This is a genomic window from Microvirga yunnanensis (assembly GCF_025460875.1).
This window is the reverse complement of the sequence record NZ_JAMXFI010000002.1, coordinates 65,537-86,943: the sequence shown is the minus strand read 5'-3', so window position 1 is coordinate 86,943 and position 21,407 is coordinate 65,537. Positions and strand designations below refer to the sequence as shown.

30 protein-coding genes are annotated in these 21,407 nt (G+C 58.9%); 25 read left to right on the top strand and 5 right to left on the bottom strand.

Features of this window, described 5'->3' with window-relative positions:
- Positions 1-128 precede the first annotated feature (128 nt).
- Both NF876_RS01560 and NF876_RS01555 read left to right on the top strand, forming a co-directional pair.
- Positions 129-1,775 (top strand): bifunctional diguanylate cyclase/phosphodiesterase, encoded by a 1,647-nt coding sequence (locus tag NF876_RS01560; RefSeq protein WP_262267253.1) that lies wholly within the window; start codon positions 129-131, stop codon positions 1,773-1,775.
- A gap of 89 nt (positions 1,776-1,864) precedes the next feature.
- Positions 1,865-3,007, top strand: a complete 1,143-nt coding sequence (locus NF876_RS01555; RefSeq protein WP_262267252.1) for a GGDEF domain-containing protein — start codon at positions 1,865-1,867, stop codon at positions 3,005-3,007.
- 35 nt (positions 3,008-3,042) lie between these two features.
- Here NF876_RS01555 and recA read toward each other — a convergent pair whose 3' ends face one another.
- Entirely contained in the window at positions 3,043-4,086 is a 1,044-nt protein-coding gene (recA, locus tag NF876_RS01550; RefSeq protein WP_262267251.1) for a recombinase RecA, read from the bottom strand.
- A gap of 557 nt (positions 4,087-4,643) precedes the next feature.
- Here recA and NF876_RS01545 point away from each other — a divergent pair.
- Positions 4,644-5,417, top strand: a complete 774-nt coding sequence (locus NF876_RS01545; RefSeq protein WP_262267250.1) for an ADYC domain-containing protein — start codon at positions 4,644-4,646, stop codon at positions 5,415-5,417.
- Between the two features lie 98 nt (positions 5,418-5,515).
- Here the strand turns inward: NF876_RS01545 and dinB are convergent, their stop codons facing one another.
- Positions 5,516-6,556, bottom strand: coding sequence for a DNA polymerase IV (dinB, locus tag NF876_RS01540; RefSeq protein WP_373371474.1), 1,041 nt, complete (start codon positions 6,554-6,556; stop codon positions 5,516-5,518).
- A gap of 256 nt (positions 6,557-6,812) precedes the next feature.
- Here dinB and NF876_RS01535 point away from each other — a divergent pair, with 256 nt between their 5' ends.
- Together NF876_RS01535 and NF876_RS01530 are read left to right on the top strand one after the other, a co-directional pair.
- Entirely contained in the window at positions 6,813-7,286 is a 474-nt protein-coding gene (locus tag NF876_RS01535) for a hypothetical protein (protein WP_262267249.1), read from the top strand.
- 8 nt (positions 7,287-7,294) lie between these two features.
- Entirely contained in the window at positions 7,295-7,693 is a 399-nt protein-coding gene (locus NF876_RS01530; protein ID WP_262267248.1) for a thermonuclease family protein, read from the top strand.
- A 14-nt stretch (positions 7,694-7,707) separates the two neighbouring features.
- Here the strand turns inward: NF876_RS01530 and NF876_RS01525 are convergent, their stop codons facing one another.
- Positions 7,708-8,169 carry a Ros/MucR family transcriptional regulator gene (locus NF876_RS01525; protein ID WP_262267247.1) on the bottom strand — a complete coding sequence of 154 codons (462 nt, stop codon included), beginning with the start codon at positions 8,167-8,169 and terminating at the stop codon, positions 7,708-7,710.
- A 569-nt stretch (positions 8,170-8,738) separates the two neighbouring features.
- On the opposite strand from NF876_RS01525, the gene NF876_RS01520 reads away from it, so the two are divergent.
- From NF876_RS01520 to NF876_RS01495, 6 genes are all read left to right on the top strand, one after another.
- Positions 8,739-8,984, top strand: a complete 246-nt coding sequence (locus tag NF876_RS01520) for a hypothetical protein (RefSeq protein WP_262267246.1) — start codon at positions 8,739-8,741, stop codon at positions 8,982-8,984.
- 70 nt (positions 8,985-9,054) lie between these two features.
- Complete coding sequence (gene rnhA / locus NF876_RS01515; RefSeq protein WP_315974450.1) at positions 9,055-9,714, top strand: ribonuclease HI; 660 nt, start codon at positions 9,055-9,057, stop codon at positions 9,712-9,714.
- A 20-nt stretch (positions 9,715-9,734) separates the two neighbouring features.
- Entirely contained in the window at positions 9,735-10,505 is a 771-nt protein-coding gene (locus NF876_RS01510; RefSeq protein ID WP_262267245.1) for a hypothetical protein, read from the top strand.
- Positions 10,502-10,627, top strand: a complete 126-nt coding sequence (locus NF876_RS01505; protein WP_262267244.1) for a hypothetical protein — start codon at positions 10,502-10,504, stop codon at positions 10,625-10,627. Before NF876_RS01510 ends, NF876_RS01505 begins: the two co-directional genes overlap by 4 nt.
- 27 nt (positions 10,628-10,654) lie before the next feature.
- A complete protein-coding gene (locus tag NF876_RS01500) occupies positions 10,655-11,029 on the top strand; it encodes a hypothetical protein (RefSeq protein WP_262267243.1) in 375 nt (124 codons plus the stop codon).
- On the top strand, positions 11,022-11,342 hold the full coding sequence (locus tag NF876_RS01495; RefSeq protein ID WP_262267242.1) for a hypothetical protein: 321 nt from the start codon (positions 11,022-11,024) through the stop codon (positions 11,340-11,342). Before NF876_RS01500 ends, NF876_RS01495 begins: the two co-directional genes overlap by 8 nt.
- A 10-nt stretch (positions 11,343-11,352) precedes the next feature.
- Here NF876_RS01495 and NF876_RS01490 read toward each other — a convergent pair whose 3' ends face one another.
- Entirely contained in the window at positions 11,353-11,754 is a 402-nt protein-coding gene (locus tag NF876_RS01490) for a hypothetical protein (protein ID WP_262267241.1), read from the bottom strand.
- Between the two features lie 147 nt (positions 11,755-11,901).
- On the opposite strand from NF876_RS01490, the gene NF876_RS01485 reads away from it, so the two are divergent.
- From NF876_RS01485 to NF876_RS01450, 8 genes are all read left to right on the top strand, one after another.
- Entirely contained in the window at positions 11,902-12,297 is a 396-nt protein-coding gene (locus NF876_RS01485; RefSeq protein ID WP_262267240.1) for a L5-gp82 domain-containing phage-derived protein, read from the top strand.
- A 42-nt stretch (positions 12,298-12,339) separates the two neighbouring features.
- Positions 12,340-13,437 (top strand): DNA-methyltransferase, encoded by a 1,098-nt coding sequence (locus NF876_RS01480; RefSeq protein ID WP_262267239.1) that lies wholly within the window; start codon positions 12,340-12,342, stop codon positions 13,435-13,437.
- Positions 13,438-13,450: 13 nt separating this feature from the next.
- On the top strand, positions 13,451-13,738 hold the full coding sequence (locus NF876_RS01475) for a hypothetical protein (RefSeq protein ID WP_262267238.1): 288 nt from the start codon (positions 13,451-13,453) through the stop codon (positions 13,736-13,738).
- 82 nt (positions 13,739-13,820) lie between these two features.
- Positions 13,821-14,654, top strand: coding sequence for a GIY-YIG nuclease family protein (locus NF876_RS01470; protein ID WP_262267237.1), 834 nt, complete (start codon positions 13,821-13,823; stop codon positions 14,652-14,654).
- Between the two features lie 144 nt (positions 14,655-14,798).
- Entirely contained in the window at positions 14,799-15,308 is a 510-nt protein-coding gene (locus tag NF876_RS01465) for a macro domain-containing protein (RefSeq protein ID WP_262267236.1), read from the top strand.
- 14 nt (positions 15,309-15,322) lie between these two features.
- Positions 15,323-15,661: a hypothetical protein gene (locus tag NF876_RS01460; RefSeq protein WP_262267235.1), complete on the top strand. Its 339-nt coding sequence runs from the start codon at positions 15,323-15,325 to the stop codon at positions 15,659-15,661.
- Between the two features lie 22 nt (positions 15,662-15,683).
- A complete protein-coding gene (locus NF876_RS01455) occupies positions 15,684-16,586 on the top strand; it encodes a 3'-5' exonuclease (RefSeq protein WP_262267234.1) in 903 nt (300 codons plus the stop codon).
- A 59-nt stretch (positions 16,587-16,645) separates the two neighbouring features.
- Positions 16,646-17,560, top strand: a complete 915-nt coding sequence (locus tag NF876_RS01450; protein ID WP_262267233.1) for an ATP-grasp domain-containing protein — start codon at positions 16,646-16,648, stop codon at positions 17,558-17,560.
- Positions 17,561-17,887: 327 nt separating this feature from the next.
- On the opposite strand, the gene NF876_RS01445 is transcribed toward NF876_RS01450, so the two are convergent.
- Positions 17,888-18,115 (bottom strand): hypothetical protein, encoded by a 228-nt coding sequence (locus NF876_RS01445; RefSeq protein WP_262267232.1) that lies wholly within the window; start codon positions 18,113-18,115, stop codon positions 17,888-17,890.
- A gap of 565 nt (positions 18,116-18,680) precedes the next feature.
- Here NF876_RS01445 and NF876_RS01440 point away from each other — a divergent pair.
- The 6 genes from NF876_RS01440 to NF876_RS01415 all read left to right on the top strand — a co-directional run bounded on the left by NF876_RS01440 (position 18,681) and on the right by NF876_RS01415 (position 21,140).
- Positions 18,681-18,923 carry a hypothetical protein gene (locus NF876_RS01440; RefSeq protein ID WP_262267231.1) on the top strand — a complete coding sequence of 81 codons (243 nt, stop codon included), beginning with the start codon at positions 18,681-18,683 and terminating at the stop codon, positions 18,921-18,923.
- Positions 18,920-19,237 carry a hypothetical protein gene (locus NF876_RS01435; protein WP_262267230.1) on the top strand — a complete coding sequence of 106 codons (318 nt, stop codon included), beginning with the start codon at positions 18,920-18,922 and terminating at the stop codon, positions 19,235-19,237. The genes NF876_RS01440 and NF876_RS01435 overlap by 4 nt, the downstream gene beginning before the upstream one ends.
- Before the next feature lie 377 nt (positions 19,238-19,614).
- The gene (locus NF876_RS01430; RefSeq protein WP_262267229.1) at positions 19,615-19,953 is read left to right on the top strand and encodes a hypothetical protein; all 339 of its coding nucleotides are present in this window, start codon (positions 19,615-19,617) and stop codon (positions 19,951-19,953) included.
- A 161-nt stretch (positions 19,954-20,114) separates the two neighbouring features.
- Complete coding sequence (locus NF876_RS43325) at positions 20,115-20,570, top strand: HAD domain-containing protein (RefSeq protein ID WP_373696612.1); 456 nt, start codon at positions 20,115-20,117, stop codon at positions 20,568-20,570.
- Positions 20,571-20,659: 89 nt separating this feature from the next.
- Positions 20,660-20,860, top strand: a complete 201-nt coding sequence (locus NF876_RS01420) for a hypothetical protein (RefSeq protein WP_114944446.1) — start codon at positions 20,660-20,662, stop codon at positions 20,858-20,860.
- 25 nt (positions 20,861-20,885) lie between these two features.
- On the top strand, positions 20,886-21,140 hold the full coding sequence (locus NF876_RS01415) for a hypothetical protein (protein WP_114944445.1): 255 nt from the start codon (positions 20,886-20,888) through the stop codon (positions 21,138-21,140).
- The last annotated feature ends 267 nt before the right edge of the window (positions 21,141-21,407 follow it).

Genomic DNA, 21,407 nt, shown 5'->3' with positions numbered 1-21,407 from the left:
AAGGCATGATGCCGCCCCGCCATACCGGTGCGAACCCGGTATATCGATATCTCAATCGACATTTTTAATCTGGTTCGAGTTCAAGCACTTTGTGGCAGCTGAGGCTCGGAGGTTAACGCGGGCGTCCTATGCTGACCGTTTCTGAGTTTGTCTTCACAGAGCGATCTGCTCTTTTGATCGCGATGGAGGTTGCGACCCTTGCTGTCGCCTGTCTTACGTGCGTCCATCAGTGGACACAGGCAGGCAAAATCCGGGGTTCCAAACGATTTGTCCTCAGAGGCGTGGCAATCGCGGCCGCGCTCTTCGGCCTATGGTCGACCTACTGGGTCGGAACCAGAGTGGTAGCGCCCCCTCCCCCAGATGGATTTGGGATCAGCTTAACCCTCCTGGCCTTCGTCACAGGTGTCGTTCTCACCGGAATTGGCGCCGGCATGAGCATCCGGGATCGTTGGAACCGGACCCGTGATCTTGTGACTGGCCTTGAGAACCGGGCCAACTTCATTGACAGGCTCGATCGTGAAATTGCCGTCCACCAGGCCAGGAACCAACAGCTGGCAATTCTCTGCCTCGACATCGACGGCTTCAAGGACATTAACGACCTCTATGGTCATACGACCGGCGACCATACCCTTCGGGATGTTGCCAGCAAGCTGGCGACGGTACTGAGCCGCGGGCAGATCCTTGCGCGGCTTGGCGGCGACGAATTCGCGGTTCTCATGCCCAATATTGAAAGCCCGACGGAAGTCCGCCTCCTTGCAGAGCGGCTGCAGAAGGCAGTTGCTGCCGGCCTTCAGGTCGAAGACCTTCCCGGGTCCGTGTCCGTGAGCATCGGCATTGCCTTGTATCCCACCGATGCCAGTGACCGGGCCGAGTTGCTCTCCTGCGCCGATACCGCTCTTCACCGGGTCAAGGAGGAAACGAGCGGGTCCTGCCGCTTCTTCGATCCAACGATGGGTGACAAGCTCCGCGAGCGCCGGACCATCGAACAGGATCTCCGCCAAGCCATTCAGGACGATCAACTCTACCTCGTTTACCAGCCCCAGGCGAAGATCGGCACCGGGGAGGTGACGGGCTTTGAAGCGCTGTTGCGGTGGAAACATCCCGTCCGTGATGACCTCTCACCCGGGCTCTTCATACCGATTGCGGAAGAGAGCAGCCTTATACTCACCTTAGGCGAATGGGTCTTACGCACAGCCTGCCGTGAGGCAGCAAGCTGGACGCGACCGCTCACGATCGCGGTCAATGTTTCTGCGCGGCAGCTTATTGATGAGGGACTGGCCGAGTTGGTCGAAAGCATTCTGGCTGACACCAGGCTCTCTCCAGAGCGCCTCGAGATCGAGGTGACCGAGACAGCCCTTATCAGTGATCCCAGCCGAGCCCGCCAAACGCTCAATAGGCTCAAGGCGCTGGGCGTCACCATTGCCATGGACGATTTCGGAACCGGCTATTCCTCTTTGTCGAATGTGCGGGAGTTTCCGCTCGACAAGATCAAAATCGACCGATCCTTCATCAAGGCGGTTCATGCCAATAAGCAGGCCGCCGCGATCGTCCGGGCCGTGCGCCTGTTGTGCGATGGTCTCGGCCTGCCCGTGATCGCCGAAGGAGTCGAGACAGCAGACGAACTCCACTTCCTCGTCAAGGAAGGGTTCACCGACGCTCAGGGCTACCTCCTGGGAGCTCCTGTGCCTGCCAGTGATATTGGACCCCTGGTCTTCGACAATGTCATTCCGCTGCCGAGCGCACGCATTCGCATAGTCAGCGAGGCGGCAATCTAATGATCATCAGTGGTCTGAGAGCGATGAGAGCCATGAGCAAGAGGGCGCCCAACCGTGCGCGATCCCTCAACAGGCTCAAGATTGTCCTGGTGCTCCTCGGCGCCGGCTTCATCATCGGGGCCGCGTACTTCCTATGGCTTATCGCCGACCGCCAGGACAAATTGGCAGGAGTTTCGCGCCTGGATGTGGCGTGGGTGGCGAACAAGGCCGAATCTGAATTCTTCCGCCTTCAGCATTCCCTCCTTGCCTATCGCACCGGTGACAGCGGCGTGACTGCTGACGATGTCATCCTCAGGTTCGACATCGTTCAGAGCCGCTTCAACATGCTGAAGGATGGAAACTTCGGTACCTTCATCCAAAGTAGCCAAGACACCAAGGCGGCGGCTGATCGGATCGAGGAGATCCGCAGAGCCGCAGAGCCACTCATCTACAGCATCGACAAGTCCGGTGCGGCCGTTCAAGCAACCGCGATACTAGAGCCCATTGCAACGATCCTGCCGCATCTTGTCGGCGTGGCGAACCAATATGTTGCCGACCTGATTACCGAGAATCATGTCGCCCTGATGGGCTTGCATCGCACCTTCACATTCATGATGATTGGGATGATCCTCTGCGGCTTCGGGCTGATCGCCTTCATGAAGTGGCAGAATGATCTGTTGGAGGGCGCCCATGACGAGGTTCAGGATCTGGCCAAGAACCTGACGCACCTGGCCCACCACGACGCCCTGACCGGACTGACCAATCGGGTTCTGTTCCGCCAGCGTTTGGACGCGGACCTCGACAGGCTCCGTACCCACGGCGAGGCGCTGACGGTCCTGTATCTCGATCTGGACGGCTTCAAGCAGGTTAACGACAAGCTCGGTCACGCTGCCGGTGATGAATTGCTGCGGATCGTTGCGAAACGTCTTCAGAACGCAATCCGGGCTGATGATATCCCGGCCCGTCGTGGTGGCGATGAATTCGCCGTCCTGCTCAGGGATCCTGTTTCGATTGATATTGCCGAGACAATCTCCCAGCGGATCATCGCAGCGATAAGCGCACCGATCGGGCTGGATCGCCAGGAGATCACAATCGGAACGAGCATCGGGATCTTCATGGCGAAGGATCCCCAATTGACCCGCGACGAAATCATGCGAGGTGCGGACAAGGCTTTGTATCAGGCGAAGTCCGAGGGTCGGGGACGATACCGCTCATTCGATATTGTCCCGCTGCCGGATCAACAGGTCGCTTAAGAAAAAGGCCGGTCCTCACGGACCGGCCTCTTCCATTACGCGGCATCGTCGGCCGCAGTGTCGCCCGTATCATTGGCCTGAAGATCGTGCATGAGCAGGCCTGCATTCTCGCGGATCTTACCCTCGATCTGGGCTGCGATTTCCGGATTCTCCTTCAGGAAGGTCTTGGAGTTCTCACGGCCCTGTCCGAGGCGCTGGCTGTCGTACGAGAACCAGGCGCCCGACTTCTCGACGACGCCAGCCTTCACGCCGAGGTCGATGAGCTCGCCCATCTTCGAGACACCTTCTCCGAACATGATGTCGAACTCGACCTGCTTGAAGGGCGGAGCGACCTTGTTCTTGACCACCTTCACCCGCACCTGGTTGCCGATCGGCTCATCGCGATCCTTCAGGGTCGAGATCCGGCGGATGTCGAGACGAACAGAAGCGTAGAACTTCAGGGCGTTGCCACCCGTCGTGGTCTCCGGGCTGCCGTAGGTCACGCCGATCTTCATGCGGATCTGGTTGATGAAGATCACCAGCGTGTTCGTCCGGTTGATGGAACCGGTCAGCTTCCGCAACGCCTGGCTCATGAGACGGGCCTGAAGGCCGGGGCGGCTCTCACCCATCTCGCCTTCAATTTCGGCCTTCGGGGTCAGGGCAGCGACGGAGTCGATGATCACGACATCGATCGCGCCCGAACGCACCATCGTGTCGGCAATTTCCAGCGCCTGCTCGCCATGATCCGGCTGGGAGACGATGAGATCGTCAAGGTTCACGCCCAGCTTGCGGGCATAGACTGGGTCGAGCGCATGCTCGGCGTCGATGAAGGCGCAAACACCGCCCTTCTTCTGGGCCTCGGCAATGGCGTGGAGCGTGAGTGTCGTCTTGCCCGAAGACTCCGGCCCATAGATCTCGACGATCCGGCCCTTGGGAAGACCGCCAACACCAAGGGCGATGTCCAAGCCCAGCGAGCCGGTCGAAATCGTCTCGACCTCGACAACCTGATCGCCGCCGAGGCGCATGATTGCGCCCTTGCCGAAGGCGCGTTCGATCTGCGCGACCGCTGTCTCGATCGCCTTCTTCTTATCCAAGCTCATAAAGGCTCCGCACGTCGTGATTTGGGATCGTGGGACCCTATCTCGATCCGCGGTGAAAGACCAGAACAAATCAAGAACTGCGCCACTTTGTCGGGGACAAAGCTTGGCTGGATCGCCGGATCGGGAGCACTTCAGCCTTATCTCAGATAGTGGAGCTTTGCAGCGCTGCCCTCATGCATCCTCCTCCCATGTGGTCTGGAAGCCTTAGGCGATCAGGAGTAAAATCGGCGTGTGGTGACGGATTGAGACCGTCGGCCACGGGCAGTCCCTTTCTAAGGGAGGACGCCATGATCTCCAGACGCAGATCGATCTTTGCTGCCGCCACTGCAGCGTTCACTCTGGTATTGGCATTCAGTGTCCCAGCCACCGCGAGACTTGCCTCAAACAGGCTTGCGTCAAACCGGCTCGCAAGTAACGCCTTAAGCGATAAAGCCACGTTTGATGCCCAAGCCGTGACCATTACGCACGTCGTACTCCCGGACGGAACGGCTTTCGCTGTCCGGTAAGGCAAGGCGGCAGCCGTGAGGCTCCCGGTCCTCGCGCTTGTGATGACTCTCATGGCGGCAATCAGCCTTCCGTCGCCGAGTTATTCGCAAATTGCAAAGAGCGACATTCAGGCTGTCGGGACCGAGTTCAGAATGACGTTGCCGGATGGGCGCATCCTAACGAGCGCCCAGCTGATTGGCGCTGTCCTGTCGATCGCAAGCCCTGATAACAGACGGCAGAAAGTTCGCATTGAGGCGGTTGAGCCGGATCCGAGCGACCCGGATCACGACATCCAGTTACACACGCTGTCGGTCCAGGATCCGAACACCGGCGCCTGGACCAATCTTTGCCTGCCCGGTCCAGACGGGATAGCCAAGGCATTTCCCCTAAGCGGCGTGTGGACGAAGGATGGGCGCCATCTGCGTGACGAACACGCCTTCGCGTTAATCTGTACAGGTGGAGCAATCGGCAAGTGCGTGCGATGGGGCTATAAGCCTTGGCGCTCTGCTGCGACTGGCGAGTCCTTATGGGACTATCACCAAGCCTGCGTGCGAATGGTTCGGGCTGATTACGGTGGAGATGGGGTCGGTCATACGCGCGATGACACGCCGATTGATGTCTATGATAGGCTTGGCATCCTCCAACCCACCCCGGATCCAGGTCCTCTAGGGTTTGAGGCTGCATGGGGAGTCGGCGGAGCGATCTGCGTTCGAAAACCCCGGATTCCTGGAAGCGTTTCGCTGGAAGAACTGGAGCGGACATATCCTCGCCTGATCGGCCAAACGGGAGAGCGGTGCCAGGAAGACAACCGAGAACAAGCCACGCTGATCTACAATCGATCGTAATGCCTGCGACATGCCAAGGTTGTCGACACGTCTGGACGACGCCGGCTTGGAAAAGTCTCAGCTTCAAAATTCCCTATAGATCCATTGTTGTCCTCCACTCACAGCGCCAAAGATAGCTGCGGGGTTTCGGATTCCTCGTCCGTATTCAAAGTGGACAGAGAGACCCCAAGGAGCCGAACCGCCTTTGGGAAGGGAACCAAAGCCGACAGAAGTTCAAACGACGCGGCCTCGAGCGCCGCCCTGCCCTCCACCATACTCGCCAGGGTTCGGCTGCGGGTGATCTGGTGAAAGTCCGCATACTTCACCTTGAGCGTCACCGTACGGCCCCTCACCCCGGTCTGATCGCAATGGCGCCAAACCTTATCGATGATCGGCTGGAGCGCCGTCTTCATAGCTTCCAACTCAGTCAGATCGCTCGAGAATGTGTTCTCGGCTCCAACGGACTTCCGGATCCGGTCTGGGCGCACCGGACGATGGTCGACCCCTCTAGCAAGCCAGTAATAGTAGCTCCCAGCCTTGCCGAACCGCTCCTGCAGAAATTCCAGCGACCGCCCCTTCAGGTCGAGCCCCGTGAAAATGCCGAGCCTGTTGAACTTCGCAGCGGTCGCAGGGCCGATCCCATGAAATTTCTGGATCGGAAGCTGCTCCATAAACGCCGGCCCCATCTCGGGCGTGATGACGAACATACCGTTGGGCTTACGCTGATCCGACGCCATCTTTGCCAGAAATTTTTGGTATGATATACCAACCGACGCAGTCAGCCCTGTCTCCTGAAAGATCTTCGCTCGGATCTCACGCGCAACTTGCGTTGCATACGGAATGCCCTTCAGGTTCTCGGTGACATCAAGATAAGCCTCGTCCAGCGAGAGGGGCTCCACCAAGGGCGTGTACTCGTGGAAGATCTCTCGGATTTGCAGGGAGACTTGCTTATAGACGTCGAAGCGTGGCTTCACGAAGATCAGATCGGGGCACTTGCGGCGCGCCGTCACCGACGGCATCGCAGAATGGACGCCGAAGCGGCGCGCCTCATAGCTGGCAGCCGCCACCACGCCCCGCTCTCTCGAGCCGCCCACCGCGACGGGCTTCCCCCGGAACTCTGGATTGTCCCGCTGCTCTACACTGGCGAAGAAGGCATCCATGTCACAATGTATCACGCGACGATCGGCAATGACCTCGCCCGTTACGGCTTCTTCCGGCCTCGGATCGGCAATGACTGGATCAAGGGTGAAGTCCAACGTGGTCCCCACGAATGGATACAGGCTATCAGGTCACCTTAGTAATAGCATTGCCTGTTCTTCATTTGTACTCCCCACCTAGGATTTCCACCTGTTTCCTGTCGGGCCGCCGTTTTTGAGATCGTTTTCGATCAATCCCCGAAAATCTCAGGAGCGTCCGATGTCCGCTGACAAGCATAAGGGCTTGGCCATACGCACTGCCTACCTCCGCCTTGCGGCCTCCCGCGGCGAGGCTGGCTTTGCCGTTCAGGTCAAATGGGCCTACGCCGTCACTTCGTATGTCGAGGATCTTCTGAAACTCGGACACCTGCGCCGCACCAGGCAACCCGCCGGCAGCCGGAAACGCGTCACCTGTATGGTGATTACGCCGAGCGGCGAGAAGTGCCTTCACGACACCCTCGCCCGCCGCGGGCAGGACTTCGGCCCGATCTCCCTCATCCGGACCGTCGATCCACGAAAGATCCGAAAAGAGGAGCGGCGCAAGCTCGCAACCGAGGCTGCCGGATACACGAGCCGCCGCGTCTACACCGGCATCCGCCATTTGGATGCTGCGCTGGCGGCTCGCCACCTCGAGCGGATCAGACGGGCCCTCGCCGGTTCCGCCTCATCCCTCTCCACGCAAGCAATCGCCTGAGGAGTTCCATGAACCTTGCTGTCCCGGCTGCCCTCGGTCTTCTGTTCGCCTGCCTGTTGTGGGTCTGGATCCGGTCCTCTGCAAAGCACGCCATCAATCCACGAAATCTCTGCGTGATCGACGGCGACACCGTCTGGATTCTCGGGCCGGATCGATCCGTCGCGGAAAAGGTCCGGCTCCAGAACGTGAACGCGCCCGAACTCCGGCGCCCGCGCTCCCGCAGGGAGCTCAACAAGGCTGTTGCCGCGACTGAGTTCCTTCGGGATACAATCGAACGGGCTCGCTCCGCCACCATCCGCAGGAGGGGCAAGGATCGATACGGGCGAACCCTCGCCCGTATCGCAATCGACGGCTCCGACCTGGGCCGCCTCCTTGTCCGCGCTGGCCATGCCAAACGCTGGACCTGACCAGTTTCTTATCCCTACGCTGCAGCGGAGCGACGGCCGGCCTTCTTTGCGGGCTTCTTCCCCTGGGCACCGAGGCCCATGCTCTTGGCCATCTGGGAACGCTGCTGAGAATAATTCGGGGCGACCATCGGATAGTCGTGGGGCAGACCCCACTTGAGGCGGTATTCCTCCGGCGTCAGGCCCACTCCCCTCAGGTGCCGCTTCAGGGTCCGATACTGGCGGCCATCCTCCAGGCTGATCAGATAGTCCGGCGTGATTGTCTTTTTGATTGGCAGCCGCGGCTGCAGGGGCTCTGCCGTCTTGATCTCCGCAGGACCACTCTGGATCGTGGCGAACGCCTTATGCACGTTCTCGATCAGCGTCGGAATGTCCTGCCGGACCAGGGAATTGTTCGCCACATAGGCAGTCACGACATCTGCCGTCATCTGAAGAAGGTCGTTGCTCGTCGATGCGGTGGCGACTTCAGGGGTGTTCATAGAGATACTCTCTTCGGTTCTAAGCAGTCCGGAGGGTATAGGGGCGTGGTTCTGATAGGACCACCTTCAAAGGGATGCTCAGGCTGGAGCAAAAGGCTATTGGGATCTTCCATCAGCGTTTGTGTTCTATCCGGGATCTGCTGTGTTCTTGGACTTGCGGTCAACGGACCAGTTCGGCACCTAAAATTGCGGGGCAGTTAAACCCCGGGAAGGCATTTATCTTCCAATTGGCTCTATTCCAAGCCGCATCGTTGATTTTTCAAGCGCGGCTCTGGAAGGATCGATCGGTTAGAGCAAGGCTATTGGCGTGTTCCAGTGGCGTTCGTGGTCTAGTCGGGATCTGCTGTGTTTTGGATTGGCGGTCAACGAACCAGTTTCAGGGCGAAAAATGGCGTCTATTCTAAACCCCGTAAGGCGTTCAAATCGGTCGGAGAAATCCTCCTAATCTGTTGTTCTCTTTCTTCTTTGATGGCCTCGAAATCGGTTCAAAAGATCAGGAAAACCCCCGAAGGATGCTCAGGACAAGGCAGTCAGGCGGGAGTAGCTGATCCAACACGAGAGTAGAGTACATGATCGCGATCGACACGACCTCCCGGTATGGCACCGTCGCCCAGCTGCGCGACCGTTACCGCCGCATGTATGAGCCGACCCACGGCGCTCTCAAGTCGATGAGCCTCAATCTCATTTCCAGCGAAAACCGGGCGACGCTCGTCCTCGGCTTCGCCTCCGCAGGGCAGGCTCGGAAGATGACCGCTGAAATTGCCTTCGATCCGGGCGAGACGACTGTTGCCAGCCTCGCCTCGCGCTGGCACTAGCCTCGGAACTAGGGGCCGCTCCGGCGGCCCCTGATTGCTTCGCAGCCATTTCCAATCCGAGACCTCCCGCATGTTCGATAATCATTTTCTGCGTGATGCTGCCGGCCGCCTGGTCGTTCAGGCCTACATCGATGGCGCTTGCTCTGGGAATCCTGGTCCCGGCGGCTTCGGCGTCGTCATCCTGGATAGGCACGGCAATGCCCATTCCCTCTCCGGTTTCGGCGGCTCGCAGACAACGAACAACAAGATGGAGCTTTCGGCCGCCATCGCGCTGCTTGATCATTTTAAGGCGGAGGAGTGCAGCTTCACCATCCATGCCGACAGCCAGTATGTGATCAAGGGCATCACGGAATGGATCGTCAATTGGAAGCGCAACAACTGGCGCAACGCCCAGAAGAAGCCGGTCGAAAACCAAGATCTCTGGCAGGAACTCGACCGCCTCGCGTCGAAGCAGCAGATCAAATGGCAGTGGGTCCGCGGCCATAACGGCAACCAGTACAATGAGATGGCCGATCAGCTGGCCGTCAACGCTGGCCGCGGCACCGTCCTGGAGCCGGATTGGAGTGGCGCGGACGAACAAAAGCGCCCCTCGCCGCCGAAGATCCAGTTTCCGGTGAAATCGCCCGAGGAACAGATCATCGCGCAACTCGAACGAGCACTGGCGACAGGCTCACCCGCTGATCTCAGAGACGCCGCCCAGGCTGCCCTCGACCTCCTGAAATCCCGCTAACCGCACGCCCAAGGACAGTCATGACGACGTATGCATCCCAGGCTCTGGTCTGGGCACGATCCCGCTCGCTTCAATCTCTGAAGGCTAAACTCGACGCCGCGCCCGTGCTGGCCGCCGTTGTGGCATTTCTCGTGTTGGCCTTTGTCGACCTAATCTTCGACACCTCGCTTGCTTTCGTCTTTATGATCCTAACCGTGGTGCCGGCGGCGTACTACTTCGTCGCGGACCGGGTGCGACCGAGTCCCGTTCAGAAGCGCCTGGGGACTCTTGCAAGCTCCTCGTTCCAGAGGTTCGTGTCACTCGCCGAGATCACGGTCGAGCCGCCCCTCGTTCAGAAGAAAGCGGGTCTCCTCCTCATGATCGACCGGCGATCCCGCCAGGTTTCGGATCGTATGGAGGTTTACCGCCTCGTCCAGGAAGGATCGCTCAAGAACAAGTTCTTGGTGCCCTCGACCATCCGGTTTCATCGCGACGGCGTTGCTGAGATCGAGATCAGCCGCAATGACCTGATCCCAGTAAGGATCAGAATTGACCTTCGGCGCGGCTTCAATCGGGTCACCCTCCGGGAGACGGTACCCGACGAAACGAATCCGTACGTGAACCAGGTCCGCCGATACCTCTTGGACATCCCGCTCGACAGCATCGCCGAGATCCGGAAGGCGAGGATAAAGATCGCCCAGTTCCTCAAGGTCGACACCTGTCCAGCAGAAGAGCGTCCCAACAGGACTGCAGCGATGGCTTTCGCCAACGACCGGCTCGATACCCGCAAGAAGGAGCTTTTCGGCGAATGACTGATGGCAAACTCATCACGCGCGAGGAAGGGAGGTTCCTCGTTTCTCTGCTCCTGTTCATGCCTTCCTGCGCCGCCGTGACGGTCGCACTTGTTGCGCTTATCGGCCTCTTGGTCGACTAACCCCCTCAGATGTCCGAAAGACCATCCATGATCAGTCCGCAGTCCATCCACTCCGCCGAAGCAGTTCTCGAAGCACTCGCAGGCACAACTCGCGCCGGTCTCGCCATCGAAACGTACGAGCGCACGGCTGGAATGGTCGGCGACACGGGTATCCAGATCTGGCACCTGATCCTGTCCCTCATGGATCTATGTGAGGCCCAGGGATCGCATTTCGATGTGCTCCTCCAGAAGGCCCAAAGGGCGTTCGCCAACGACATGGCAGGTAAGCCCGATACCCAGGTTCAATTTTTGCTCTTCGACCTCATGGCCCTTTGCAAATCAAAGGACATTGATTTCGCCGAAATCATTTCAAACGTCCGGGCCGAGCGCCCGATCATCAACGGAGATCCTACCGATGCTTGATCGACAGCAAGCGCGTTCTGAGATTTTGGAGGCCGTTCGGGAGATGGCCAGGGAATACCCGCAGGCCGAATACGGTACCGCGCGTGAGCAGTCCGGGCTACTTGGCCGCATCAAGCGGATCTGCGAGAACATCATGCCTACCGCTCGCCTGTGCTGGGAGTTTGTTGGGTTAGATCGTTCAAAGCTGGTCGACGAGTTCACCTTCACCCAGGAGGACCTGAGGAAGGCCAGCCCTGGCAAGCTGTACCCGCATCAGGAGAAGGCCTTAAAGGCGCTTCGGCAGACCAGCCAAACCATCCTTCAGGTCCGGTAAGTCTCCCGGATTAAGGGATGCAGAACCATTGCATCCGGGTGACCTTGTCCTTCCAGATGTAAGTCCACGTCAGAATGCTCGTGCCGGTGTTGAAGTAGAAGGCATGCGGGAAACCGGCCCTCACACCAGCCCCGAATACTCCGGTAGCGTCCTTCCTGACCAAGAAGCTATCGCCCTTCGGGTCGAAGACATCGCCCTTCTTGGTCCCGAAGCTCCATTCCGGTTCGCCTGGGCTGTAGCGCGAATACATATGCACTTCGTGGGCATTCTCATTGATGACGAAGCGATCAACCGAACCCATGCGCTCTGCCTCGACAGGATCGCTAATCAGTGCACAGCCGAGCGTCAGCGCCGAGACGGGGCCGCCTGCAAATCCCAAAAAAGCAGCCAAGAAGAAGCACTTCGAATTCATACTCTCGTCCCGTTATCGCTGAAGCCGTCGCCGTCTCAGAAATCCTTTGTCTACCAAACGGGTTCCTTACACAATCCGGCTCCGCTCTCTGGGGCTTCAAGGCCTTGATTGTTAACACCACTTGTTCCAACCCCGACAGAGCACCCGATGAACACCACAACCGATCTTCCCACTGGCGAAGTGCGAGCCTATTGCGACCTTCATCGGCGCTGCAGCTCCCTCAAAGCAATGACCGGTGAGAAAAAGGGGAAGGTGGTCGCGAAGCCAAAACAGGTTGTACTTCAGGACGTACGCTTCGAGGTGAGCCAGGCAGGCCTCCGCCGGACCCGCGAGGAAAATGTCCGAAGCGTACATGCGTTCGCTCGGGGGCATGTCCGTGACCAGGACGTTGCTGCCGTGCGTGATCATCCGGATGCCGTCCAAATCCGATACAACCCGCACAAGTTCGACACCTTCGTCCGTGCCGATACTCTAGAGCCCGTCGCAACCGCCCAGGTGTTCGCAATTGACGGCAAGCTCTCGTACGCCCTCGGCGTTGCCTGATCCCATCGCCCTTTCGACATCAGTTCATCGCTGGAGTACCCCATGAACGCTCGTTCGCCTGTTCTGGTGACAGAGGCCGACATCCTCCAAGCCTTGCCGGTCTTGACCTATGATGAGATCCGAGCTGCCTCAGGATGGAGCCGGGGCAAGATTTACAATCTTGCTTTGAAGCATAATGCCCGCAAGACCGAGGCCCGTATCCGTGAGCGGGTTACGGAGCGCAAAGCCCGCCAGCTCGAGAGCCTCGCTGCCCTCATCGATACCACCGCAAAGGCGGATGTTCTCGATTATCTGGACTCCTTACCTGACGGAGCGGCTCGCCTGATTCTGAGCTCAATTCCCTACAATGTCGGGAAAAGATACGGTGATGGAGCTTCTGCGGACCAGATGGCCTTCGTCTATTTCATGGGCTGGACAATGCAGGTCATCTCAGAATGCGCCCGCATCCTAAAGGACGGCGGCACCCTGTTCCTTCAAGTCGGATCGACCCGAGACGAAACGGGAGGCCTTGCCCCACTCGATGCGCTCCTGTTCGAACCGCTGAAGAAGACTGGCCTTACATTTCAGTCCAGGGTGATTTGGACACAGCCGCACGGTCTCACGCCCCGCGGCCGCTTGGCGGAGCGTCATGAGACTGCTCTAGTATTCTCGAAGGGGCCGAGCCCTGTTTTCAACCCGACACCGGCTCGGAAGCCGCAAAAAGGGCCAGGCAAGCGGGCTTTTAAAGGGAAGCACAAAGGAAAACTCTCTTCCCACCCATTAGGTGCCTGGCCGTCTAATGTTTGGGACGATATCGGCAATGTCGGCCACAATCATCCTGAACGGACCGGCCATCCCGCGCAGTTTCCCTTAGAACTCGCCCGCCGGGCGGTCCTCGTCTATTCGATGCCCGGGGATCTCATCATCGACCCTTTCTCCGGATCGGGGACAACCCATGTCGCCTGCCGTGAGACGGGACGGAGCTTTTCCGGGTGCGACCTATTCTATGAGGACCTTAGGGCAAAGCGCCTCGCATCGGTGGAGCCGGATCTCGTCTCACACCTCCCTGGCGTCTCCGACGAGACGCTTGCCGTCTGGCAGGCGGAGGCTCGCCGCGTCGATGCGCCGGCCCAGACCAACCTTCTCGACTTTCTCCCCTAATGAGGGCCGACCGATGAGACGCCACATCAAGCTCACCGAGCTTACGCATATTCCGACTCCGAAGTCGGATACCTACGGCCCAGTCCTGATGGAGCAGGCCCGGACCGCGCAAGTAAAAAAGAACCTTCGCTGGGACAATGCCCTAGGCATCCTCAGGGATGACGACATTGGCATGAGAGCGCGGTTCGTAAACCAGTCCGATCACGAACCGCATGACAATGAGGAAGACGTCATGCAGTGGGTCTTTGCCTCATCCATCAAGAACTCGGCGAGCCGGATCAGCCGCGGCTTTGAACCCTAGCGGATAACCGCGGCTTAAGGCATTCACGCTACATAGTTCATTGAACGCCCGGTTTCGGACTGAGCAAACCTCCTAGCGATCGATGCCGCTCTACCTCAACACGCTCTTCGCCCAAGCTAATGTCCCGCCCTCGGACATTCGTCTTCTGAGGCACAAAGACCCTCGCTCGGCCAGAGGGCGGACGCCGTACGAGCTATGGAGGGACGATAGGCCTGCCTTCGAGCTGTACCAGGGCACTCAGAGCTTTGGAAATAGGCCGAAGCTGCAGACAGGCTATTGGGCATCCTTCGTGGTCACTCCGGCCGGGGAAACTCTCCTCGCCGGTTTTTACCGATGCCGCTATTTAGGACCCTCCACGGGGGACCGAGTTTGGCCCCATGCCGACGGGATCGATCTTGCCGGCACCTGCGACATCTACGATCTCGCTCTGGAGGAGCAACTCAACGACCTCGCCGGCCGCCTCGTGATTGATTGGGGCGCCTCAGAACGCGCCTGGATCCAGCGGGCCGACAATCAGAACAAGGCCGTTCTTGAAATCCGGGCAGCATTCCAAGAGCCTGAGTTTCCCGGGTTCGGCCGCTTCCTTTCACCCCTCTCGACGCTCGAAGGACTCCCGCTCTCCTGGCGGACTGCCCTTTCGAACTCCCGCGGGGTTTATCTCCTGACTTGTCCCAAGACCAAGGAGCAATATGTCGGCGCGGCCTATGGCGAAAGTGGGTTCTACGGCCGCTGGCTCGCCTACGTTAACGGCGGCCACGGCGGTAACGTTGCCCTCCGGAGCCGAGATCCCAGCGACTACCAGGTTTCCATTCTAGAAGTCGCCGGCTCTGCCAGCACGGTCGAGAACATCATCGGTATGGAAGATCTCTGGAAACGCAAGCTCCAAAGCCGAGAAATGGGCCTGAACCGGAATTAGGCCATTCATTATTTCGAATTAAATTGCTTGCAGACGAATTGTTAAAGCGGAGATCAGAGCAAGGGATCGAATTCGATCTTTTGGAAAACCCCAGGAACTTCGATGATTCGAGAAATTCGCGGCAATGCTCTTCAGACCGAGGCGATGATCATCGGTCAGGGCACAAATTGCATCGGCGCAATGGGCAAGGGCTTCGCCGAGGCCATTGCCGACACCTGGCCCCACGTCAAACGCGAGTTCAAGCGGCTCCATAGCTCGGTGCCGACCGTCCGCGGCACTCGTCCGAACACGTCCGTTGCTCCCTCACTGCTTGGTACCGTTCAGTTCGTCGGCGTGACCGAGGTGGGACTCCGCCGGCGGCTGCGCCCTAATCTGGCGGCCATCGCCAACCTTTTCATCCAGTTAGAAGTCGGTACCGACCGCCGCCGCGTCGAATACGACGCCGTGCGCTCCTCGCTCACCTCGGCCCGGGATCAGATGCTGGCAGGCATCATTCTGGATTCGCGCCGTCCTGATGAGGTCATTCACCCGACGTCACTCGCCCTCCCCCGGATTGGCGCCGGACTTTCTGGCGGCGACTGGCCGATGATCAGGGCCATCATCGATGAGGTCTTCCGAGCCTCCCCGATCGACGTCACGATCTACGTGCAATAAGGAGCCGACAGCTGATGCCCGTCCAAGCCGCTGCAGCCCTTAGCCGTCAGTCTCGCCACGACCGTCGGATCGGCCGTGCTGAGGCAGTCATCCCACACGGGGATTACTGCTACCGCATCACCAGCGTCGCCACAGGGGCAGACGGAGCGCCGTCCCTGAAAACCCAGTGCTGTCCGTACTGGAAGGGCCGAAAGGATCGACCCGAGCAACGCTTTGGATACTGCCGCCTCCTTAAGGTTGGGGACTACACCCATGGCCGCACGCCCGATGGGAAGCCGCGTGCCACCTCGCTCCTCTGGGACCAAGTCAAAGAGTGCGGCCTCAATTCCGAGCCGGTCGCCATCAGCAGCTAACCGCTTACAGAAAGTTTGACCCATGCAATTTGAGGAGATGGCAGCTGCCCTCGAAGCCTCCGGCCGCTATCGCGTCCTGCGCGAGCTGGTCACCGATCCGGAAGCGTTCCGCCCTGCCCCCGATCCGAAAGATCTCCCGGTCGGACAGCACTTTGGCCTCTATGTGGATACGGAGACCACCTCGCTCGATCCCAGGAGTGGTGACATCATCGAGCTTGCCATGGTTCCGTTTACCTTCACGGATGACGGTGAGATCATTGAGATCTTCCAGCCGTTCCAGCAGCTGCAGCAACCGTCCCAGCCGATCCCCGCCGCTATCACTGAGCTGACTGGTATCGATGACAGCATGGTTCAGGGGAAAATCATCGACCTTGATGCCGTCGTTGGCCTCGTCTCAGCCACCGAAATCTGTGTGGCGCACAAGGCCGCCTTCGATCGCCGCTGGCTGGAAAAGCTGTCGCCGATCTTCACCACGAAGCCCTGGGCCTGTTCCCTTTATGAGGTCCCTTGGAAAGACGAAGGCTTTGAGAGCGCGACACTCAGCTACATCGGCATGAAAAGCGGGTTCTTCTTCAAGGCACATAGGGCCGCGCAAGATTGCCTCGCCGCCCTCCAGATCCTCAGGCTTCCCCTTCCGAAGTCTGGACGCTCCCCGATCTCCTACCTGCTGCAGGCCTCCAGAGCGATAACCTGCCGCGTGAAAGCGCCCAACACACCCTATGAGCGAAAGGACCTTCTCAAAGCGCGGTCCTACCGCTGGTCGGATGGATCGGACGGCTCACAGAAAGCGTGGTGGATCGACGTTCCCGAAGAGAAGCTCCAGGAGGAAATCACCTTCCTGCAGTCGCAAATCTATCTGCGCCCAGTCGATCCTCCCGTGCGCCGGATCACCGCCCTGGAACGGTTTTCCGCAAGAGCCGATTGAAGCCAAGATCTGAGGACCGGCGGAATTCAAATCGCTGGAATCCCCGAAAGGAAAAGGGAATGGACGATCTCGCTGAAATGCTCGTGAAGCCCCGGCTCGCCTCGATCGGGATGGCGGTTCTTGCCGCCAACCTTGAGCCTGTCCCTCCTTACGCCTTCGTCCTGGATCGTGGCATGGACCCTGAGGAGCGGCTTGAAAACGCAATCCTCTGGAAGGCTCTCAAGGATCGCGCCGGATCGCAGATCAAGGCCTATGACGATGTGGGGAAGGTCCCGGAGGGCGTCACCCATATCTTCGGACGAGCCGGCCATCGCAGTGATCTTTTCCGTGACGGCCTGAAGTACCCGGGCCCGAATGAAAAGACCCTGCCCTATTGGACAATGCCGGGCTTCCTTGAACTCGCCGGCCGGTCCACCAAGCTCTGCGACCTCGATCAGGCGGACGCTGAAGTCCAGCGGCTCCACTTGGAGGGCAAGGATGCGTTTGTGAAGGCCACGCGGGACAAGTATTTCACCAAGCAGGTTCCCGTCGGCACCTCGCTCTGGCAAGCCTTGGATGCCCTGGTTTACTCCTTCATCGACGAGGAAGCCTGCCTGCTGGTGCAGGAATACGTCGAGATGACGTATGAATACCGACTCTTCATTGTCGATGGACAGGTCGTAACGGGCGCCGGATGCATCCCGTGGAAGACGCCGTTGGACAACATCGCCCTTTATGACCCGGCGATGATCGAGCATCGCGGAGATATTAAGGTAGGCGGACCCGCGATGTCCAACCTCCGGCTCGACCAATATCTCTCTTTCGCATCAGAGGCGGTCGACCAGCTCGGAGGTGGCAGCTTCGTTCTAGATGTCGCCATGATCAATGGCGAGGTCGGGATCATCGAGCTGAATCCGATGCGGCTGGGTCAGGTTGGGCTCTACGCGGCCAGAGTTCCTGCTCTTGTTGATGCGGTTCTGGCGCATTTCGGGTAAGCTGCTCTTCAGCATACCTCCTACACAGGCGAATCCTTTGACAGATCCTCCCTCAAAGGAACATTCCCCACGCATCAGCGCCGAAGAAATAGAAGAACGTCGCCGGGTAGTCGAAGCCGCAGCCCATAGCAGCCTCATGTCAGGTGCGAAACGCGACCCACGGACGGATCCCATCTTCGACGCATTCGTACGCGGCGAAATCGAACTGTCGGACATGATACCGATGATCAAGAAAGCACTAGGCGTTAAACAATAGGCGCCCAATAGAAAGGGCCGGCGATCCTGGTTCACGCCGACCCGTTGGCCCCATTATGTATCGCGGTCTGGTCAGTGCCGCTTGCCAGCCTCGCCGATCAGGCGGCCGATCCGCTTGTTGTCCACGAACCCGGCCTCAACCTCGCGCAGTTCCAGGAGGAGCCGGACTTCCAGGGGCAGGCTCTCGTCCGCCAGAAGGGCCGCTGTCAGCTGCTCCCGCGCCTCGGCGACATCCGTCTGAGAGACAAAGCCAGCCTTCACATCGGCCAGGACGTTCATTGCTCCGGAAACTACGCTCATTTTGAATTCCTCTTCTTCAGTGGGGGGCAGGTTGCAGGCCCTTCCTGCAACCCTGCCTCTCCGGCGAGGAGCGGAGGGTGGGTGCAAGTCCCGGTGCAGAGCCCGAGACGAAGTCCGAGGCGTGCCGATGGGTGCGCAACGCGGTTGCTCCGGAGCCGCAGGCGATGGTGCGACCGACTTGCTGCATCCCGGAGGACAAAGCGGCGGCTTGCAGGGAGGTGAGGCAGAGCCTCCCTTCCTGGAACGGGGTGACGACTCCAGGTCTATCGCTGCAGTTCGTCCGAGATGAAATTCCGGCTTCTGGACCAGATTAAATACCCCGCTCATGGGTGCATGTTCCTCCTTTGTTCTCGCTCTGGATCACACCCGATTTCCCTCCCGTCAATTCTGGTTAACGAATTATCCCCGCTATCCCACGCAGTGATGTTCGGCCTTCGGCCGCCAAGTTCTGGCCTGAGGGCGTGCCGCCCTCCCCGGCCCATAGCGTGGAGATCGTCTGACCCGAAACGGGTCAGCCATTCTGGAAGCAAGAAGCCGTATTTATCCTCCTGGAAAGGACACTTCGATGGTCATTCTTTCACCTGAGGATGCCGCGCGCCGGTATCTCACGCTGTATGATGGAGACATCGCTCGAGACGGCCACCTCGAAGCTCTGGGTGACAACGAAACCGAACCTTCGAGAGCGGCTCAGAAGTTCGCACGCGAGTACGAGGACCAAGCGAGCCCTGAAGACTTCGCACGGTATTTAGAGGTCTTAGATCAGCTCCTGAAAGAAGGGGGAAACTCTGCTTCAGGAAATCCCCAATGAAACATATGACGTGTATCGATTTCGAGGTTGAGACACGCACGGTCACCCTCAACGAAAAGCATTGCATGCTCCTGTCGGACTGCCTGCGTCACGTCATGGAATCCGACGGCGGACGAGAGAGATTTACGGCTCTGTTCGACGTTTTCCACGGTAAGGAGGGAACATTCACTCTCACCATTGCGAAATGGTACGAGGTCGAACATGCCGTGATGGCGCTGGAAGGCTTGTTACAAGAAACTCTCTCTTATGAGACGTTTCCGGAGCGTCATCGCGCTTTCGAGGAAATCCACCGCCTTATCGACGGCGAGGCCTAACAGTCTTCTTGCAATAGATGTCCGGCCCACGGCCGCCAATATGGCCCTGAGGGCGCGTCGCCCTCCATGCTACGGCACAAGGATGTTCTGACCCAGAATGGGTCAGCCATTCCAGAAGCTGGATGCCTAATTCCCCGGATCAGAAGTTTTCGACCCCCAAAGTTGAAGGGCTCTAAGCCAACAATTCAGGCGGAAGGGTAAAGACGAAAATCCCCAAAAGATCAGCATCAATCGAACAGCTAGGTCGGAAGGGAAGACTTCAAAATCCCCAAAACGAAAAGAGGCGGAGCTCAACCGCCCAGACGACACCGATCGGTCACCTGAGACAGGGACCACATCATCACCAGCCTTTGGCACAACAAGAGAGAAAGCCAATCATGGACACGGCAGTGAACGACAACCAGGTTTCGAATAACGTCTCTGGCACTCAGGTTTCCCAGGATCGCTCCCCGGCATTTCCGGTGCGCGGCCACCTGTCGGCAGTCGAGGTCTCTAAGGACAAGAACGACAAGCCCTATGCGAAGGCCAAGCTGACCTTCACTCGTCGCAAGGACAACCGCGAAGTGACCGTCACGACGATGGCTTTCGGCAAGGCCTTCGACAGCACGCAGCACCTCTTTCAGGAGGGCCCGGTCGCCCTCTACGGCACTTTCGAGCGCAACGTCTTCCGCGTGATCAGCGAGGCGCTGCCGCCGAAGGAGCAAACAGCGGCCTGATCCATAGCCCCCGGATCTCGGCCAGCTTGGGAAAAGCCACCTTGGTTAAGGTGGCTTTTCTTTTGAACGAATTTGTAAACCTCCGAACCATTTCAAAACTCCTTGGTTTCTCCCCCTCAACAGGAACCGGACACCCAAGGACGAAATCCCCGAGGATAAAGATGGCTGCGAGCCCGCTCGTATATCTCGATATCGATGGCGTCATCGTCACAGATCGGTCAACGAAACTCGGCGGCGCCGGCTACATACCGCCTGGGTCCGCCGCTATGGTTGTCGATATCCTCGACCAAACAGGTGCGCGTCTGGTTGTCGCAAGCACCTGGCGCCGCGACGCCGACTGCCGGGATAAGCTGGCTAAGGCCGGGATTGGTCAGGATCGTTATTTCATAGATTGGCGGACGCCAGATCTTCTCCCGGAGGAAGAGATTGCTGACGTTCCGATCCGAGGCTCCGAGATCGATCGTCATCTGCAGCGCCACCGGCCTGCTCGGTACGTCATCATTGATGATGATCCAGGCATGCTGCCGCACCAGAAGCATTTCCACATTCAGGTTGACCCTAGCATCGGGCTCACATGGACCGATGCGGAGACAGCAATCGCCCTATTGCGCGGGTAGCGGAGTGCCAACTCCCAGGATCTGAATTCCAGGCTCAGTCCGAGATGAAAGGGATGAATTGAAAATCCCCAAAATCAAGGAGAGCCACGATGTCCGGTTACGATCGTTTTTCGTCTCAGGAAGCTGCCAACATCCAGGCCTTCGGTTCTGACGTAAAGGACGCAACCGTCCTGCCCGAAGGCAACGGCTTCGTGGTCCAGGTCGAGACGGCCCAGGGCGACTTCTTCTCCCTCCCCCACACCTCCTACGCAGCCGCGTCGGCCACGGCCGAGCGGCTCCTCTGCGCCTAATCGCTTTTCACGGAAAGGAAACACGATGCCGGATCATTACCGCGTCATCGATCGAGAAGGCAGCCGCCGGATCGAGTCACGCCAGCTTGCCAGATCGACGGCCTCCACGAAGCCTGGGTTCCTGCGGCTGTTCTATTCGCTGAATCCGAAGGCAACGCGTGGGTACTTCGGGGTTCGGCTCCACGACGATGGCGCCGACATCCTTGATGGAAACGGCAACACGGCCACGACCTTCATGCGGGTTCGGCCCAGCGAGCTCGGCCGATACCAGAACCACTGACCATGTCGGGATTGGTTTACCCGCCTCTGCTACGGTGGAGGCTGGAGAACTGGCCAAAGTCCCCTGACCAGGGGGACACAGCCTCTTCAGCCTTACAGCCGCAGGATTCCGCAGTCATGGCAGACCCCCGTGAAACCCTTCTCGTCGCTTACGACGCCCTGATCGCGGCTCGGAAGCACAAGGAGGAACTACTTCCTGCGCGGATCAAGACCCTGAAAACCGATCCGGAATGGACCGAAGCCGTGGCGCGGGAAATCGCCTGCCATA

Excerpts from the sequence above, each read along its gene's own strand:
- NF876_RS01440 (WP_262267231.1), top strand. The coding sequence starts at position 18,681 with ATGGTCATTCTTTCACCTGAGGATGCCGCGCGCCGGTATCTCACGCTG.
- rnhA (WP_315974450.1), top strand. The coding sequence starts at position 9,055 with ATGTTCGATAATCATTTTCTGCGTGATGCTGCCGGCCGCCTGGTCGTT.
- dinB (WP_373371474.1), bottom strand. The coding sequence starts at position 6,556 with ATGGATGCCTTCTTCGCCAGTGTAGAGCAGCGGGACAATCCAGAGTTC.
- NF876_RS01495 (WP_262267242.1), top strand. The coding sequence starts at position 11,022 with ATGCTTGATCGACAGCAAGCGCGTTCTGAGATTTTGGAGGCCGTTCGG.
- NF876_RS43325 (WP_373696612.1), top strand. The coding sequence starts at position 20,115 with ATGGCTGCGAGCCCGCTCGTATATCTCGATATCGATGGCGTCATCGTC.
- NF876_RS01480 (WP_262267239.1), top strand. The coding sequence starts at position 12,340 with ATGAACGCTCGTTCGCCTGTTCTGGTGACAGAGGCCGACATCCTCCAA.
- NF876_RS01415 (WP_114944445.1), top strand. The coding sequence starts at position 20,886 with ATGCCGGATCATTACCGCGTCATCGATCGAGAAGGCAGCCGCCGGATC.
- NF876_RS01455 (WP_262267234.1), top strand. The coding sequence starts at position 15,684 with ATGCAATTTGAGGAGATGGCAGCTGCCCTCGAAGCCTCCGGCCGCTAT.
- NF876_RS01520 (WP_262267246.1), top strand. The coding sequence starts at position 8,739 with ATGATCGCGATCGACACGACCTCCCGGTATGGCACCGTCGCCCAGCTG.
- NF876_RS01535 (WP_262267249.1), top strand. The coding sequence starts at position 6,813 with ATGTCCGCTGACAAGCATAAGGGCTTGGCCATACGCACTGCCTACCTC.
- NF876_RS01430 (WP_262267229.1), top strand. The coding sequence starts at position 19,615 with ATGGACACGGCAGTGAACGACAACCAGGTTTCGAATAACGTCTCTGGC.
- NF876_RS01465 (WP_262267236.1), top strand. The coding sequence starts at position 14,799 with ATGATCATCGGTCAGGGCACAAATTGCATCGGCGCAATGGGCAAGGGC.
- NF876_RS01435 (WP_262267230.1), top strand. The coding sequence starts at position 18,920 with ATGAAACATATGACGTGTATCGATTTCGAGGTTGAGACACGCACGGTC.
- recA (WP_262267251.1), bottom strand. The coding sequence starts at position 4,086 with ATGAGCTTGGATAAGAAGAAGGCGATCGAGACAGCGGTCGCGCAGATC.
- NF876_RS01460 (WP_262267235.1), top strand. The coding sequence starts at position 15,323 with ATGCCCGTCCAAGCCGCTGCAGCCCTTAGCCGTCAGTCTCGCCACGAC.
- NF876_RS01470 (WP_262267237.1), top strand. The coding sequence starts at position 13,821 with ATGCCGCTCTACCTCAACACGCTCTTCGCCCAAGCTAATGTCCCGCCC.
- NF876_RS01450 (WP_262267233.1), top strand. The coding sequence starts at position 16,646 with ATGGACGATCTCGCTGAAATGCTCGTGAAGCCCCGGCTCGCCTCGATC.
- NF876_RS01560 (WP_262267253.1), top strand. The coding sequence starts at position 129 with ATGCTGACCGTTTCTGAGTTTGTCTTCACAGAGCGATCTGCTCTTTTG.
- NF876_RS01510 (WP_262267245.1), top strand. The coding sequence starts at position 9,735 with ATGACGACGTATGCATCCCAGGCTCTGGTCTGGGCACGATCCCGCTCG.
- NF876_RS01545 (WP_262267250.1), top strand. The coding sequence starts at position 4,644 with ATGGCGGCAATCAGCCTTCCGTCGCCGAGTTATTCGCAAATTGCAAAG.
- NF876_RS01490 (WP_262267241.1), bottom strand. The coding sequence starts at position 11,754 with ATGAATTCGAAGTGCTTCTTCTTGGCTGCTTTTTTGGGATTTGCAGGC.
- NF876_RS01475 (WP_262267238.1), top strand. The coding sequence starts at position 13,451 with ATGAGACGCCACATCAAGCTCACCGAGCTTACGCATATTCCGACTCCG.
- NF876_RS01530 (WP_262267248.1), top strand. The coding sequence starts at position 7,295 with ATGAACCTTGCTGTCCCGGCTGCCCTCGGTCTTCTGTTCGCCTGCCTG.
- NF876_RS01420 (WP_114944446.1), top strand. The coding sequence starts at position 20,660 with ATGTCCGGTTACGATCGTTTTTCGTCTCAGGAAGCTGCCAACATCCAG.
- NF876_RS01525 (WP_262267247.1), bottom strand. The coding sequence starts at position 8,169 with ATGAACACCCCTGAAGTCGCCACCGCATCGACGAGCAACGACCTTCTT.
- NF876_RS01500 (WP_262267243.1), top strand. The coding sequence starts at position 10,655 with ATGATCAGTCCGCAGTCCATCCACTCCGCCGAAGCAGTTCTCGAAGCA.
- NF876_RS01485 (WP_262267240.1), top strand. The coding sequence starts at position 11,902 with ATGAACACCACAACCGATCTTCCCACTGGCGAAGTGCGAGCCTATTGC.
- NF876_RS01445 (WP_262267232.1), bottom strand. The coding sequence starts at position 18,115 with ATGAGCGTAGTTTCCGGAGCAATGAACGTCCTGGCCGATGTGAAGGCT.
- NF876_RS01505 (WP_262267244.1), top strand. The coding sequence starts at position 10,502 with ATGACTGATGGCAAACTCATCACGCGCGAGGAAGGGAGGTTCCTCGTT.